The organism is Brevundimonas sp. (assembly GCF_004210735.1).
GTDB lineage: Bacteria > Pseudomonadota > Alphaproteobacteria > Caulobacterales > Caulobacteraceae > Brevundimonas.
In genome coordinates, this window is the sequence record NZ_SDZL01000021.1 from 23,893 (window position 1) to 39,961 (window position 16,069).

General features: G+C 66.2%; 12 protein-coding genes and 1 pseudogene. 5 read left to right on the plus strand and 8 right to left on the minus strand.

Annotation, left to right across the window (positions count from 1 at the left end; genetic code table 11):
* Genes EON91_RS06380 through EON91_RS06390 form a run of 3 tightly spaced genes read right to left on the minus strand, consistent with a single transcriptional unit; the run spans position 1 to position 3,834 of the window.
* A complete protein-coding gene (locus tag EON91_RS06380; protein WP_292092615.1) occupies positions 1-2,544 on the minus strand; it encodes a cbb3-type cytochrome c oxidase subunit I in 2,544 nt (847 codons plus the stop codon).
* Positions 2,541-3,494, minus strand: coding sequence for a cytochrome c oxidase subunit II (coxB, locus tag EON91_RS06385; protein ID WP_292092616.1), 954 nt, complete (start codon positions 3,492-3,494; stop codon positions 2,541-2,543). The genes EON91_RS06380 and coxB overlap by 4 nt, the downstream gene beginning before the upstream one ends.
* Positions 3,484-3,834, minus strand: a complete 351-nt coding sequence (locus EON91_RS06390) for a c-type cytochrome (protein WP_292092618.1) — start codon at positions 3,832-3,834, stop codon at positions 3,484-3,486. The genes coxB and EON91_RS06390 overlap by 11 nt, the downstream gene beginning before the upstream one ends.
* Positions 3,835-4,078: 244 nt before the next feature.
* On the opposite strand from EON91_RS06390, the pseudogene EON91_RS14685 reads away from it, so the two are divergent.
* Positions 4,079-4,534, plus strand: a pseudogene (locus EON91_RS14685) (c-type cytochrome); the annotation flags it as partial.
* On the opposite strand, the gene EON91_RS06395 reads toward EON91_RS14685, so the two are convergent.
* From EON91_RS06395 to EON91_RS06405, 3 genes are read right to left on the minus strand one after another with little or no spacing between them, the layout of a single operon-like run.
* Positions 4,530-5,264 (minus strand): cytochrome b, encoded by a 735-nt coding sequence (locus EON91_RS06395; protein WP_292092621.1) that lies wholly within the window; start codon positions 5,262-5,264, stop codon positions 4,530-4,532. The pseudogene EON91_RS14685 and the gene EON91_RS06395 overlap by 5 nt on opposite strands.
* Positions 5,261-5,989, minus strand: coding sequence for a cytochrome c oxidase assembly protein (locus tag EON91_RS06400; RefSeq protein WP_292092622.1), 729 nt, complete (start codon positions 5,987-5,989; stop codon positions 5,261-5,263). Before EON91_RS06400 ends, EON91_RS06395 begins: the two co-directional genes overlap by 4 nt.
* A 55-nt stretch (positions 5,990-6,044) precedes the next feature.
* Entirely contained in the window at positions 6,045-7,487 is a 1,443-nt protein-coding gene (locus tag EON91_RS06405) for an aldehyde dehydrogenase family protein (RefSeq protein WP_292092624.1), read from the minus strand.
* Positions 7,488-7,743: 256 nt separating this feature from the next.
* Between EON91_RS06405 and EON91_RS06410 the strand changes: the two genes are divergently transcribed.
* The 3 genes from EON91_RS06410 to EON91_RS06420 are packed head-to-tail and all read left to right on the plus strand — an operon-like array spanning position 7,744 to position 11,522.
* Entirely contained in the window at positions 7,744-8,982 is a 1,239-nt protein-coding gene (locus EON91_RS06410) for a parallel beta-helix domain-containing protein (RefSeq protein ID WP_292092626.1), read from the plus strand.
* A 9-nt stretch (positions 8,983-8,991) separates the two neighbouring features.
* Positions 8,992-10,134 (plus strand): SO2930 family diheme c-type cytochrome, encoded by a 1,143-nt coding sequence (locus EON91_RS06415; protein WP_292092628.1) that lies wholly within the window; start codon positions 8,992-8,994, stop codon positions 10,132-10,134.
* Positions 10,125-11,522 carry an aldehyde dehydrogenase family protein gene (locus tag EON91_RS06420; RefSeq protein WP_292092629.1) on the plus strand — a complete coding sequence of 466 codons (1,398 nt, stop codon included), beginning with the start codon at positions 10,125-10,127 and terminating at the stop codon, positions 11,520-11,522. Before EON91_RS06415 ends, EON91_RS06420 begins: the two co-directional genes overlap by 10 nt.
* A gap of 21 nt (positions 11,523-11,543) precedes the next feature.
* Here EON91_RS06420 and EON91_RS06425 read toward each other — a convergent pair whose 3' ends face one another.
* Complete coding sequence (locus EON91_RS06425; RefSeq protein WP_292092631.1) at positions 11,544-12,185, minus strand: TetR/AcrR family transcriptional regulator; 642 nt, start codon at positions 12,183-12,185, stop codon at positions 11,544-11,546.
* Between the two features lie 158 nt (positions 12,186-12,343).
* Between EON91_RS06425 and EON91_RS06430 the strand changes: the two genes are divergently transcribed.
* Complete coding sequence (locus tag EON91_RS06430) at positions 12,344-14,740, plus strand: TonB-dependent receptor (protein WP_292092632.1); 2,397 nt, start codon at positions 12,344-12,346, stop codon at positions 14,738-14,740.
* A gap of 74 nt (positions 14,741-14,814) precedes the next feature.
* Here the strand turns inward: EON91_RS06430 and EON91_RS06435 are convergent, their stop codons facing one another.
* The gene (locus EON91_RS06435; RefSeq protein ID WP_292092693.1) at positions 14,815-15,999 is read right to left on the minus strand and encodes a cyclopropane-fatty-acyl-phospholipid synthase family protein; all 1,185 of its coding nucleotides are present in this window, start codon (positions 15,997-15,999) and stop codon (positions 14,815-14,817) included.
* Between the last annotated feature and the right edge of the window lie 70 nt (positions 16,000-16,069).

Consider the following 16,069-nt stretch of genomic DNA (forward strand, 5'->3'; position numbering starts at 1 on the left):
TCACAACGCTCCGGGGAACAATCGCGTCAGCAGAACGATCCCCGCGCCCTGCGCCGCGGTAAAGGCGACGAACAGCCCGACCAGATCCACGGTCGACGGGCGCTCGGGCGCGATCAGGCCGAACAGGCGTCTCAGCACGACATAGGCGCCCATCAGGCCGCTGATCGCCGCGAACGTCGCGCCCCACGCCCACAGCGCATAGACGGTGGCCCCCTGGCTGTTCGCGTCCGGCCGCAAGCCGGTCGCCCACCAGGCCTGCCCGTCCACCAGGCTGGCCGCCAGGACTGCGCCTGCCGCCAGCGCCAGAAGAGCCGTCGCGCCTGTCGCCGCGCGCGCGCCGCCGCGTCGCAAGATCCGCGGCGCGACCACCGCGCCCGCTCCGGCGACCGCCAGCAACCCCAGCACCACCGCCAGTGACCCGATGTCGGGCGGCGCCTGCCACAGGTCCGGGCGTCGGCTCCACAGGAAGACATAGGAGAAGCCGGCCAGCAGGCACACCATGCCGCCGACGATCAGCAAGATCACCATGGCCCACCAGCCATGACTGGTAGGGCCAGCGACATAGTTGGGCGCCCGAATCCCACCCCCGATGTCCGTCGTCTTTCGCTTGGTCGGGCGATCCAGGAACCAGCACCAGCGCAGGATGCAATAGATCGCCAGCAGGCCGCTTATGACCGCCACGGCATAGGCCTGGACCGTCAGGATAAGGAAGAAGCCGGCCGTGAATACGGCGCCGAAGACATGCCAGCCGGACGGGCGCGGAATACGCAGCAGATACTGCGGCTCGGCGTTCAGCGGGCTGGTGACGATAGTCTGGCGCTCACCCGTCGGGGCGCCGGGCAGAAAGTAACGCCCCGCCTCGACATCGCGTGACAGGCCAGGCTGTTCCCACAGCGGATACAGGCTTTTGACCACCGGGATCGACCGCACCGAGTACGAGCCGCTGGGCAGCCACTCCAGGCCGGGACCATCGTGGATATTGCCCGCGTCGCGTGGCCCGAACGGGCGGAAATTGCAGATCATGTCGATGACCCACAACAGCACCGCCAGCCCGAACATGAAGGCGCCGATCGTGGAGATGAAGTTGGGCAGGTCCCAGCCGCGTCCCGGCAGATAGGTATAGACCCGCCGCGGCATTCCCATCAGTCCCGTCAGATGCATGGGCAGGAAGGCGATGTTGTGCCCGGCGAACATCAGCCAGAACACCCATTTGCCCATTCGCTCGCTCAGTGGCCGGGCGCTGGACATCGGCAGCCAGTAATAGATGGCGGCGAATAGCGGAAACACCATCCCGCCGATCAGGACGTAGTGCAGATGGGCCACGATGAAATAGCTATCGTGCGCCTGCCAGTCGAACGGGACCATGGCCACCATGACGCCGGTCAGCCCGCCCATGACGAAGATGATCAGCCCCCCGACCGCGAACAGGCCGGGCGTCGAGAACCGCATCTTGCCCGCCGCGATGGTCGCGATCCAGGCGAAGACCTGAACCCCGGCGGGCACGCTGACCGCCATCGAGGCGGCGCTGAAGTAGTTGATGCTGATCTGCGGCATGCCGGTCGTGAACATGTGGTGCGCCCACACGCCGAAACTGATGAAGCCGGTCGCCAGCATGGCCATGACCACCAGCGAATGACCGACCAGTTTCGTGCGCGCCATGGCCGGGATGATGGTCGACATGGCCCCCGCCGCCGGCAGGAAGATGATGTAGACCTCGGGGTGGCCAAAGAACCAGAACAGGTGCTGCCACAGGACCGGGTCCCCGCCCTTCAGCGGATCGAAGAAGGGCCAGCCCAACGCCCGTTCCAGCTCCAGCAGCAGCGTCGCCAGGATGATGGACGGGAAGGCGATGATGATCATGCAGGCGAAGATCAGCATGGCCCATGCGAAGACCGGCAGCTTGTCCAGCGTCATGCCGGGGGCCCGGGTTTTCAGCACGCCGACGATGATCTCGATCGCGCCGGCGATGGCCGAAATCTCGATGAAGCCGATGCCCAGAAGCCAGAAGTCCGCGTTGATCCCCGGCGAATAGGTCATGCTGGTCAGCGGCGGATACATGAACCAGCCGCCGTTCGGCGCCAGGCCGAAAAACAGTGAGCAGAAGAAGGCCAGACCGCCCACCAGATAGGCCCAGAAGGCATAGGCCCCCAGCCGGGGAAACGGCAGGTCGCGCGCGCCCAGCATCTGCGGCAGCAGCAGCACGCCCAACGCCTCGACCGCCGGCACGGCGAACAGGAACATCATCACCGTGCCGTGCATGGTGAAGATCTGGTTGTAGGTCTCTTGCGGCAGGAAGCCGGTCATCGGCAGCGCCAGTTGCGTGCGCATCAACAGCGCCAGCACTCCGGCCAGCACGAAGAACAGCATGGCTGCGCCGACGTAATAGACGCCGATGATGTTGTTGTTGGTCGCCGTGATCCATTCCCACGGCGAACGCGGGCCGCACCAGGCGTCCTGAAGTTGCTCCAGCTCACCCTCGGGGCGCGGTTCCTGCGTCGGGAAGCGGTCGTATTTTGCGGTGTCGAAGCCCGTCTCCGAACTCATTTCAGGCTGTCCAGATAGGCGGCGACGTCGCGCAGTTCCTGGCCCGTCAGGACGGGATAAGACGGCATGCGGTTGCCGGGCTTGATGCCCTGGCTGTCAGCGATCCAGCCCGCCATCGTGCCCTGGTTGTTCGGCAGGATGCCGGCCCCCAGGGTCTGTCGTGATCCGACATGCGTCAGGTCCGGCCCCGCCAGCCCGTTGGCCTGCGTTCCCCGGACGGTGTGGCAGGCGCCGCAGCCCGAGGCGGTGAAGACCCCCGCCCCGGCCGGAACAGTCGTCGCGACGGCGGGTCCCGCCTGTTTCGCGCGCCAGGCGGCGAAGGCTTCCGGCCGGTGCGCCACGACGACCAGCCCCATCAGGGCGTGCGGCCCACCGCAATATTCGGCGCACTGACCCGCATAGACGCCCGGCCGGTCGGCCTGGATGCGCATGAAGTTGCGGCGGCCGGGGATCATGTCCGTCTTGCCGCCCAGACGCGGAATCCAGACACTGTGGATGACGTCGGCGCTTTCCAGCTCCAGCACCACAGGGCGTCCGATTGGGATGTGCACCTCATTGGCGTCCTGGAGCGCCTCGGCGCCGCGCGGATCCAGATAGGCGACGCGCCACCACCACATCTCGCCGGTCACGCGCACCCGCATCTCGCCGGCCCTTGGCGCGTCCGAGACCCGTGCAGTGACCGACAGGCCATAGATCAGCAGGCCCGTCAGCACGACGACCGGAAACGCCAATCCGCCGATCCAGACCAGCCGCTCGCCCGCCACCCGCCGCTTCCACTTACGGGGACCGAACAGCGCGACGCCCAGGGTGATCAGCACCACGGTCAGCACCACGGCGCCCATGACGAACAGCACCCAGGCGACCACCGTCACCGGCCCGGCGAAAGGCCCTGCGGGGTCCAGCACCGGAGGCGGCCAGCCGTTCAGCACATTCAGCGTCTCAGTCGTCATCAAGCGTATACAGATAGGCCGCGACGTCGCGGGCTTCGGTTTCGGTCAGGGGCATCGGCGGCATGGCCGTATCGGGCAGCAACGACGGCGCGTCCCGGACAAAGGCGATCATCGTGTCCGGCTGGTTCGGCAATCGCCCCGCGATAAGCGGCCGCGCACCGACCCCCGCCAACGATCCGCCTGTCCGCCCCTGCGGCCAGCGGATCCCGGGCACGGCGTGACAGGCGGCGCAACCGACGCGCTCGATAACCTTCAGTCCCTCGGCCGGATCGCCCCGGGCGATCTGACGGGGCAGATCCGCCTTGTCGACGCATCCCGTCGCGACGAGAGCCAGCGCCATCGTCATGCCTCGAACAATACTGGCCCTGCCGCCTTGCCACATGCGCCCCTCGAAAGCTTCACGGGGTGCAATCCGCCCCGGCTCCTGCGGTTCCCGAGCAAATGCCGGAACCTGAGCCGTCAGCCCGTGTTCGTTCCGGGTGCGCGCCCTGCCCCTCCTTGCCGTATTCCTGCCGCTGGCTGCGTGCGACGCCGCACCGGGCCGAACGGATCGTGCGTTCACAGCGTCAGGCCAGATCATCGCCATGGGCGGTGGCGCGGGCGGTGCGGCCAACGCCTGCTTTACCTGTCACGGTTTGCAGGGCCAGGGCGACGGCGTCGGAACGCCGCGCCTGGCGGGGCTGGACCAGGGCTATCTGCAAAAACAGATGGAGGATTACGCCGCCGGCCTACGCCCCGACGACATCATGACGCAGGTGTCGAAAAATCTGGATCACGACGGACGCCGCGCGGTCGCGGCTTACTACGCCGCCATGCCAGCCCCCGACGGCGATGCGGCCCTAACTGGCCCGCCTCCCGCCCTGTGGCTGGTCGGCGACCAGGCGCGCGGCATAGTCGCCTGCGGCAGTTGTCATGGCGCCCAGGGCCAGGGCGGGGGCGGCGGCAATCCCGCCGTCTCGGGCCAGCCGGCTCCCTATACGCTGGAACAGATCGATCGCTGGAAATCGGGCAAGCGTCGCAACGATCCGCGCGGCGTCATGGCGGCGGCCGTGCAGCATCTGACGGACGCAGAAGCCCGCGCCATAGCCGGCTGGCTGTCCGCGCAACCCGCTGCTCCAGCGCCCGATAGCGCCGCTGCCAGCGTGTCCGCCTCGGTCGCAGCTGCGGCACGACCGGCAGCATCGCGTGAAACACGTCGTCCCGATCGATCAGATGGTGCTTGAGCGCCGCCCCCGCGTGGACAGGGATCATCAGGATCAGGGCCGCGACCATGCCCCAATGCATCCATTCCGCCGCCGCCTCGATCATCCATAGCTGGGTGTTCGACAGGCCTTGCATCGGCAGCAGCGGCCACGGAATGAACCCGGCCGCCAACAGCGTCGTGTCCCGCGCCGTCGCCGAAATCATGGCCCACCCCGTCAGCGGCAGGCCGAACAGGCAGGTGTAGAAGACATAGTGGGTGATGTGGGCTGCGGTGCTTTCCCACCCCGGCTTGTCGGCGTCATTGATCAGATTGGGAGCCATCAGCCGCCACGACAACCGCCCGATCACCAGCAGCAGCATCAGCACCCCGACCGCGAAATGCACGTCATAGGCGGCGACCTTGGCGCCCCCGACGGGCAACCGGCCCATCCACCAGCCCCAACCCAGCTGGAACAGGACCAGCCCCGCCATGGCCCAGTGAAACCAGATGGCGACCGGCGAATATCGCCCCTCGTCATGGTGCCCCGCCGCCCATTCCAGCGCTTGTGCGATCAGTTTATCGATCATCCGACCGACGCCTGATCCGGCCCTCGCAGCAGGCTGTTCAGTCGCCACAGGGCGACCGCCAGATAGGCTGCCGCGGCGGGCGCCCACATGATCAAGCCCGCCGCCTGCTGATCCTCAAGCGGGGTCATGCCCCAGGCCAGGGTCGTGCCGAAATGGGGGGCGTACAGTGGCTGGCCGGCGAACACGATGATTGCGCCCAGCAGTCCCATCAGCAGCATCGCCGCCAGCAGCCCGGCCACCGCGCCCGGCGCCGACGTCGCCCGGATGGCGGCCCAGAACCAGACGGCGCTGCCCAGCAGGGTCGCCTGCATGATCCAATAGACGCCGTCATGGCTCAGTGCGGCGGCATAGAGCCCGGGCGCATGCCAGACCCAGAACACTACCGCCTGCACGGCCACCGCCGCCAGAAGGTGGACCCGTCTGGGACACGGCAAGGCCAGAGCCAGCAAGGGCGCCGCCGCCAGCACCAGCAGAAGGTGATGCAGGGTTCGCCCCGTGAACAGCGCCGAACCCAGGGCGCACAGCGGCGATATGAAGATCACGGCCAGCACGGCCAAGGCGGCGAACAGCGTAGGCCCCACTTGCCCCCGCCGCATGAACACCCACCCGGCCACCGCGCCGACCACCAGCGCCCCAAGCACCAGCGGATCCAGATTCCAGCGCCCGAGCCACTCCGCAGGGTCGGGCGCCGGACCGCAATAGGGCGTCCAGGGTCTGTCGATCATCCGACGCTAACGACGGACTGCCGTGACGGTTCAATCGGCGCCGTTTGCGTCGCGATCAGCCCGCCGAGTAACTGGTTTTCGTCTGGGTATAGAAGTCGGCAGCGGCGAAGCCTTGCTCGCGCGGACCAAAGCTGGACTTCTTCGTGCCGCCGAACGGCACATGATAGTCGACCCCGGCGGTCGGCAGGTTGACCATCGTCATGCCCGCCTTCGCCCGGCGCTGGAAATCGCGCGCGTGCTTCAGCGACGAGGTGACGATACCGGCGGACAGGCCGAACTCGACCCCGTTGGCGATGGCCAGGCCCTGCTCATAATCCTTGACCCGGATGGTGGAGGCGACCGGGCCAAACACCTCTTCGGTGTTGATCCGCGCGTCCGGCAGGGTGTCGGCGATCAGGGTCGGCTGGACGTACCAGCCGGGCTTGTCCAGGCTCAGCCGCTCGCCCCCCGCCACGATCCGGCCGCCGCCGTCGCGGGCGATGTCGATATAGCGATATGAGGTCTCGCGCTGGGCCTCGGTGACCGCCGGGCCCATCTGGGTGTTCGGGTCCAGGGCGTCGCCGACGCGCAGGGCGGCGACCTTTTCGGCCAGGGCGACGACAAAGCGGTCGTGGATCCCGTCCTGAACGATCAGGCGGCTTGAGGCCGTGCAGCGCTGCCCCGTGGCGAAGAAGCTGCCGTCCAGGGCGATGGCCACCGCGCGGTCCAGGTCGGCGTCGTCCAGCACGATCAGCGGGTTCTTGCCGCCCATTTCCAGTTGCACCCGCGCCTGACGCCGGGCCGCGCCCTCGGCGACCGAGGCGCCGACACCCTGTGAGCCGGTGAAGCTGAGGCCGTCGATATCCGGATGGCCGACGATGGCCCGGCCCACGTCGCCGTCGCCGATGACCATATTGACCACGCCGGCCGGCAGGCCCGCCTCATGCAGGATCGCCACCAGCGCCTCCGCCGTGGCCGGCGTCGGGCCGGCGGCCTTCAGCACCACAGTGTTTCCAAAGGCGATGGCCGGGGCGATTTTCCACGCCGGGATGGCGATGGGGAAGTTCCACGGCGTGATCAGGCCAAACACGCCGACCGGCTGACGATAGGTCTGGATCTCGACGCCGGGCCGGGTAGACGCCAGATTCTGACCGTGCAGGCGCAGAGCCTCGCCCGCGAAATATTTCAGGATACGCCCGGCTCGCACTGTCTCGCCGATCCCCTCAGCCAGCGTCTTGCCTTCTTCGCGCGACAGCAGCCGGCCGATCTGCTCGCGCCGCTCCACGATCAGCGATCCGGCACGGTCCAGCACGTCGAACCGCACCTCGGGCGAGGCAGAGGCCCAGCCCTCGAAGGCGTCGCGCGCAGCGTTGACCGCCTGGTCCACTTCGGCCGCGCCACCCTTGGGCGTGCGCGCCACCACCTCGCGCGTGTCTGATGGATTCAGGCTTTCGCCCAGGCGATCACCCCCCACCTTCTCGCCACCAATCCAGTGCGAGAGTTCCAGCGTGTCCGACATGGGTAAGCCTTTCGCGGCAACGATCTACAGACGGACGCCGACCTTGATAGAGCAGGCAGGATCATCCACTCGATCAGCCCATACCGTCAGACGATTGCATTCGCGACGAAAAACGAGAGCCACTGGGTGGCGCGGTGATCGCATTAGCTTCGTCGCCAAAAACAGAAACAGTTTCATTTTCGTCTTGCGGGAATAGCGACGGTATGAAAATCTCATGTCGGGCAAATATTCAGAGCGTTCCGGAGGGGGAGAGATAATGAAGATGCGCACGTGGCTGCCGATCGCGATGGTGCTGGTTCTGGGCGCTTGCGGGTCCAAACCGGATCAGAAGGGCACCGACCTCTCCAAAGCGAACACGACCTATCAGACCGAGCTGATGGAGAAGCTGATCGACGCCAAGCCCGGCACGGTGATCGAAATCCCGGCCGGCCTCTTCACCATCGACACCAGCCTGAGCCTGGCCGTCGACGGCGTGACCATTCGCGGTCAGGGCATGGACAAGACGATCCTGAACTTCCGCAATCAGGCGGCGGGGGCCCAGGGCCTGCTGGTCACCGCCAGCAACTTCACCATTGAGAATCTGGCGATCGAGGACACCAAGGGTGACGCCCTGAAGATCAACGAGGGCGAGAACATCGTCGTGCGCAAGGTCCGCACGGAATGGACGCAAGGACCCAAGACGGAGAACGGCGCCTATGGAATCTACCCCGTCCAGACGCGCAACGTCCTGATCGAGGACAGCGTGGCGATCGGCGCATCCGACGCGGGCATCTATGTCGGCCAGTCCAGAAACGTCGTGGTTCGCCGCAACCGGGCTGAATACAATGTCGCCGGGATCGAGATCGAGAACTGCATCGACGCCGACGTCTATGAAAACCTGGCCACTAACAACACCGGCGGCATTCTGGTCTTCAACATGCCCCAGCTGCAGCAGGCGGGATACCGGACGCGCGTGTTCAACAATCGCGCCGTCTCTAACAACACGCGCAATTTCGGCCATGCCGGCACCCCGGTCGCCAGCGTTCCGGCGGGCACGGGCGTGATCGTCAACTCCAACGATCAGGTCGAGATTTTCGACAACGAGATCGCTGACAACAAGACCGGAAACATCATCATCTCCAGTCTGTTCTCGGCCGGCTATTCGGACAGCGCCATGAGCGCCGATTTCGACCCCTATCCGGAAGCCATCCTGATCAAGGACAACCGTTTCAGCGGCGGCGGCAACTCGCCGGACGGCGTCGATCTGCAGGCGCTGCGCGTGGCCAAATTCGGACCCACCGGCCGCTTCCCGGACATCATCTGGGACGGCTACGTCAATCCCAAGCGTCTGGTGAACGGACAACTGCCCGCCGCCCTGCGAATCTGTATCGACAATGGCGAGGCGGGCGTTCTGAACGTTGACGGCCCGAACAAATACGCCAAGCCCAACACCGACATCGCGCCGCACCGGTGCACCCTGCCCCGTCTCTCGCCCGTCACCCTGCCGGGAGCCTGACGCGGCCTCATGACCCGGTTTCGCCTGCTTACACTTTGCCTCCTGCTTGTCGCCGGGGTGGCGGCCTGCACCCGGTCGCCGCCACCGGAGCCCCTGGTCGATCCGACCTATTTCGCGACCGACAACCCCAGGTCTCTCAAGGACTGGGGCATGGTCCAGGTGTCCGGCGGCGCCCTGGTTCTAGGCGAACGCGTCACGCCCTATGACCTGACGACGCCGCTGTTCACCGACTATGCGCAGAAGCTGCGGACCATCTGGATGCCGGCGGGCGTCCCGGCGGACTACAGGCCGGACGACGTGCTGTCCTTCCCCGTCGGAACGGTCATCACCAAGACCTTCTTCTACCAGACCGGCCCGGGTGGTCGGGTGCTGCAGCAGGCCGATCAGGCGCTGATCCACGACGGCGAAGGGCTGAACCTGAAGAAGGTTCGCATGGTCGAGACGCGGCTGCTGATCCATCGGCCCGACGGCTGGGCCGCCCTGACCTATCTGTGGAACGAGGCCCAGACCGAGGCCGTGCTGCACCGCATCGGCGCGGTGGTCCCCCTGACCCTGGCGCGCCAGGACGGCAAGGACGAGCGCTTCTCCTACATCGTGCCGAACGTGACCCAGTGCTCGGCCTGTCACGCGACGGATGTCGCCACGCGCGTCATTCATCCCATCGGTCCCAAGGCGCGCCTGCTGAATCGCGACTTCGCCTATTCGGACGGAACCGAGAACCAGCTGACCCACCTGACCAGGCTGGGTTATCTGCGCGGCCTGGCCGATCCGAAGGACGCGCCGGCGGACGTCGCATGGACGGACAAGGGCGCATCGCTGGATGCGCGGGCGCGGGCCTATCTCGACGTCAACTGCGGCCACTGTCACAACCCGGACGGCCCGGCCGACACCTCGGGTCTGTATCTGGACGCCGCCACACCGATTTCGAGGGCGTCGGGCGTGTGCAAACTGCCGGTCGCCGCGGGTCCCGGCACAGGCAACCTTCGCTTCGACATCGTGCCAGGGGACGCCAGGGCGTCGATCATTCCCTATCGCATGGCGTCGACGAACCCTGCCGTGATGATGCCCGAGATAGGCCGTTCGACCGCCCACGCCGAGGGCACAGCCCTGGTTCGCTTCTGGATCGACTCGATGGAGGGATCATGTCGGTAGCCACTGTTCAGCCCCCTGCCCCTGATGTCGCTGCGGTCATCGCGCCCCTGCGCGCCGCCTTCGACAGCGGCGTGACACGTGATCTGGCCTGGCGCCAGGATCAGCTGGCCGCGTTGGAGCGGATGATGGTCGAGAACGAGGCCGCCATCGCCGAGGCCCTGAAGGCGGACCTGGGCAAGCCGTTCGGTGAGGCCAGCACTGCCGAGATCGACTTCGTTCGCAAGGAGGCGGCGCACGCGCGCAAGCATCTGCGCGGCTGGAGCCGGCCGCAACGGACCCCGACGCCCATCGCGATCCAGCCGGGCAAAAGCTTCATCGAGGCCGCGCCCTACGGCGTGACCCTGATCATCGGGGCGTGGAACTATCCCTTCCAGCTGGTGCTGGCGCCGCTGGTGGGGGCTATTGCGGCGGGCAACTGCGCCGTCATCAAGCCCTCTGAACTGGCGGTCCGGTCATCGGCTCTGCTGCAGCAACTGGTCGAACGCTACCTGGACCCCCGCGCCTTCGCCGTGGTCCCCGGCGACGCTGACGTCTCCACCGCCCTGCTGGCCCAGCCATTCGACCTGATCTTCTACACCGGCGGCGAACGGGTGGGCCGAGTGGTGATGGCGGCGGCGGCGAAACATCTGACGCCGGTCGTGCTGGAACTGGGTGGCCAGAACCCCTGTATCGTCGATGAAACCGCCGATCTGGCGGTGGCGGCCCGGCGTATCGTCTGGGGTCGTTTCCTGAACGCCGGTCAGGTCTGCGTGGCGCCCGATCACGTCTATGTCGCCGCCTCGGTCGAGGCCCGGCTGCTGGAAGAGCTGAAGCGCGCGGTGACGGCGATGTTCGGCCGCGACCCGAAACAGAGTCCGGACTTCGGCCGCATCATCAACCGGCGTCATGCCGAGCGCCTGCAGGCCCTGCTGGCCGACGGGCGCGCCGTCACGGGCGGTCAGGCCGATATCGACGCCTGCTATGTCGCGCCCACGATCCTGACTGACGTCGCCGCGGACGCGCCGGTGATGGCCGAGGAAATCTTTGGCCCCATCCTGCCGGTCCTGCCTTACCAGACGCTGGACGCGCCGCTGGCGGCTATCAACGCCCGGTCGCCGGCTCTGGCGCTGTATGCCTTCACCAGGGATACGGCGACGGCCGAACGGATCATCGCCTCAACGCGATCAGGCTCGGCCACGATCAACGACACCGTGGTCTTCATGGCCAACCCAAACCTGCCGTTCGGCGGGGTCGGGGCCAGCGGCATGGGCGCCTATCACGGGCGGTACAGTTTCGAGACCTTCAGTCACAAGCGCGCCGTGCTGAAGCGGGGCTTCGCCCTGGACGCCAGCATCCGCTATCCGCCCTTCAACAAGGCCAAGCTGGCGCTTCTGCGACGCATGGCCTGAGACCGCGTCGCGCGGGTCGGTCTAGTCCGCCAGATAGGCCGACAGATACCGCTCCAGCGCCACGGTGGCCTCGGCGAACAGGCGGTCAGTCCACTCCGACTGGGCCTCGCCGCTGGTCAGGGTTTCGAACGAGGTGAAAATCTCGGTGGCCATCCGCGCGACGGCCAGGGCGGAGCCGCCGTGGAAGCCGTCCAGCCCCCGCTCCCACCGCGCCGCCAGATAGGCCGCGATCTGCGCATTGGCCTGTTCCTTGACGATGCGCAGTTCGCGCGTGGTCAGCATCAGATGAAACAGCGGCCGATAGGCCGGGTCCTCGTTCAGCGTCTTTCGCAGGACCAGCATCACCGCCAGATGGCGCTCACGCCAGGTGGTGAACTGCGGATTCTCCAGGATGTCGGCGATGCGGGTGTGAAGCTGCGCCACCAGCGTTTCGAACAGTTCCTTGTAGATGGCGAAGACGTTCGGGAAATAGCGGTAGATCGAGCTGACCGGCACATTGGCCTCGGCGGCGATCGTGCTGGTGGTGATCGTATCGACGGACGTGGTGGCCAGAAGAGATTCGGTCGCCGCCAGAACACGGTCGATCCGGTCGCGCGCACGCTGCTGCATCGGCGCCGTGCGCCGTTCCAGTGTCGGGGTCTCTTGCGGCGCGCGCGGGCCCACTACGTCGTCCTTTTTGTCCAATTCCGCAGGGCGTCTATCACGACCTGATGGCCCTGTAAGCCACATAGGCGCACAGCCCCTTGTCAAACGGAATAATATTCTGTTTCGTGAAGTCTGGGGAATAGGGAGGGGCTGTTATGATAACGATAAAATTCTGCATGAAGGCCACGCTTGCGGCCGGTGTTGCGCTGGGCGCCTTGACGGCGCCGGAACTGGCCAGGGCGCAGGACGCGACGTCTCTGGATGACGTCATCGTCACCGCGCAACGGCGGGAACAAAGCCTGCAGGACGTGCCGATCACGATCAGCGTTGTCTCGGCCGAGACGTTACAGGCGCTGGCCGCCGACGATATCGGCGACATCTCCGCCTTCGTGCCCGGCCTGTCGGTTTCGAACAGCAGCCCGACACAGGCCCGCTACAATATTCGCGGGGTCTCGACCTCGGACTTCGGCGTCGGCACCGACCCGGCGGTCGGCGTCTATGTCGATGGCGTGTATGCGGCCCGGTCGGGCGCGGGCCTTCTGGCGTTCAGCGACGTCGCGCGGATCGAGGTGCTGAAGGGCCCCCAAGGCACCCTGTTCGGCCGTAACAGCGCCGCCGGCGCCGTATCCATCACGACCAACAAGCCCAGCGACGAATTCGAAGCCCGGCTGGGCATCCGGTTGGGCGAATATGACAAGCGCCGCCTTGAGGGTCTGATCAACCTGCCGATCAACGACGACATGGCCCTGCGGGTCAATGCGCTGGTGAACCGACGCGACGGCTGGCTGACCGACGCCGCCACCGGCGAGGATTATGACCGCGAAGACAACTGGGCGGCGCGGGCGGCCCTGCGCTGGGACATCGCGCCCCGGACCCGAATGATCCTGAGCTGGACTCATGACGAAATCGACCAGGATGCGCGCCCGGCGATCGGCGTGGTGGCCATCCCGGCCGCGCCCGGCCTGCCCACATATCCGGCCGATCCGGCGGACTACACCAACCCGTTCGATCTACGCGTCCTGAACGACGCCATCGACAACCACGAGACGCGCCGCCTGGACGAAGGGGTGCTGACCATCACCCATGCCTTCGGCGACATCGATTTCACCTCCCTGACCTCGGCCCGGTCTTTCGCTACCGAGAACCGCGAGGACGAGGACGGCACCAACCGCCCGGACCTGTATTTCGACACCAACAACCGGGAAAAGAACCGGTCCTGGTATCAGGAATTCCGTTTCGCGGGCGAAAGCGGTGCGTTCAACTGGATCGCCGGCGCCAGCTACTATTCGGAACACGCCGAACAGCGCAGCGACACCTACGCCACCACCGACAGCATCAACACCATCCTGACCAATGCGGCGGGCGCCCCGCTGTTCAGCCTGGCCGACATGATCCTGGCCGGGGCCTCTATCCCCGCCAGCACACTGGGTCACAGCTGGCAGGAGGACATGATCAACGAGGGTGATTTCGACGCGACCGCCGTCTTCGCCGATGTGATCTGGGCCGCCAATGATCGTCTGAACCTGACTTTCGGCCTGCGCTATACGCGAGACAACAAGACGTTCCAGTGGCTGAACGGTCCGCGCGTTGCGCCTGAGCTGGACGCCATACTCAACGACCCCACGATCAATTTCGTGCTGAGCACCTTTATGGGTCCGGCCCTCGACTATCTGTATGCCGACTATGTCTTCGACCTGTCCGGCCTGGCCGGCGTGCCGTGCGACAACGGCGTCACGGTCCAGGAAGGCGTGACCTGCGAGCGGTCGGATTCGTGGGAAGACCTGAGCCCGCGTTTCGTCGCCGACTACCAACTGACCGACAGCGCGATGATCTTCTTCTCCTACGCCAAGGGCTACAAGGCCGGCGGCTTCAACAGCGTCGAGGTCGCCTCGCGGTTCGACAACGAGGATGTCCAGAATTTCGAGATCGGACTGAAGAGCGATCTGGGCGCCAACGCCCGCGTCAACGTTTCGGCGTTCCGGTATGACTATGACGGCAAGCAATCGATCCGCCTGGTTACGCCAGGCGGTGGCGGCGTGCCGCAGTATCTGATCGAGACCAGCGACGACGAGGCCTGGGGCGTCGACATGCAGCTGGAGCTGGAACCGCTCGAGGGCCTACGCCTGTTCGCCAACGCCCAGTACATCGACGCGACCTACAAGCGGAAGGTGACCACCAGCGGCGATCTGGCCGGTCAGCCCACGGGCGAGCCGCTGTGGTCGGCGTCGGCCGGCGTCTCGTATCGCCACGACCTGGCCGAGATGGGCTCGCTGGATATGCAACTGATCCACGCCTATCGCGGCGAGGGCCGATGCAACACCACCTCCACGGGCCAGGGGTCGTGCGTGAAGACCCCCTGGTTCGATCCGTCAGAGGCCCAGAACCGAACAGACGCGCGCCTTTACTGGCGCACCCCGAGCGAGCGCTATCAGGTCGGCGTCTACGTCAACAACCTGTTCGACAACCAGTATGTGACGGGCGTCAACAACATCACCGCCTCGACCCTGGGCACGCCGTTCGTGAACATCACCGAACCCAGAATGTGGGGCGTGGACCTGACCTACACCTACTGAGGGCGGCTGCAGGACAAGGCGCTGTGGGCACGGAGAGGCTCTCCGTCGCCCACAGCGTGTGATGACGGGCGCATTCAGGCGCGGGTCAGCGCCATCTGGATCACATCGGTCCGGCCGGAGCGGAAACCAGCCTCGCAATAGGCGAGGTAGAAACGCCACAGGCGGCGGAAGCGATCATCGAAGGTCGCGTTGTCCCGAGCGATCCTGTCCCACGCATTTTCAAATCGTCGGGCCCATTCCGCGAGGGTGTCAGCATAGTCGCCGCCGAAACGCTCGACGCCTGCCGGGCTCAAGCCCGCGCCTGTCGCAACCGGCGCCATTCGCGCCTCAGACGGCAAACTGCCGCCGGGGAAGACGTACTTCTGGATGAAGTCGGTGCGGGCGTCGTATTCGTCGAACAAATCGTCCTGAATGGTGATGATCTGAAAACCGGCGCGACCGCCGGGCTGCAGCGCGTCGTGGACTTTCTGGAAGTAGGTGGGCCAGTATTCGCGGCCCACCGCCTCGAACATCTCGATCGAGGCGACGCGGTCGAACCGGCCTTCCACGTCGCGATAGTCAATCAGGCGGATGTCGGCGCGGTCGGACAGCCCGGCCTCGAACAGGCGACGGCGGGCGTAGTCATGCTGTTCGCGCGAGATTGTAACGCCCGTGACGATGGCCCCGACCTCACGCGCCGCGAACTCGGCGAAACCGCCCCAGCCGCAGCCGATCTCCAGCACGCTATGCCCTGACTGCAGGCCCATGATACGGGCCAGGGCGGCGTATTTGGCATGCTGGGCCTCTTGCAGCGATTGACCCGACCGTTCGAAGCGCGCCGACGAATAGGTCATCGAGGGGTCCAGCCAGGCTCCGTAGAAAGCGTTGCCCAGGTCGTAGTGGGCGTGGATGTTGCGGCGTGACCCGCGACGGCTGTTGCGATTCAACCGGTGCCCGATCCAGTTGACCACATTCATCAATGGGTTGCCGTCGAACAGGCGCCGGATGTGATCGTAGTTGTTGACCAGCGTCTCCAGCAGAACCGCCAGATCGGGCGTGTCCCACTCGCCCGCCATATACCCTTCTGCAAAGCCGATATCCCCGCTCTTCAGCACGCGGGCGGCGACGCGCGGATCGCGGATGATCAGGACGGCGGCGTGGCCGGGGGTCGCGCCGGTCAGCTGATGGCGCACGCCGTTCGGCAAGACGAGGGTCAGCCGACCCCAGCTCCAGTTGGCCGACAGAAGGCGCAGAAACAGTCCCAGGACGGGTGACGTCATCGACCCGTCGTTTCGCTCGCCGCAGGCGGTGATGGTCATGAGCTCAGGCGACCTTGTGTTCGAGACGGCG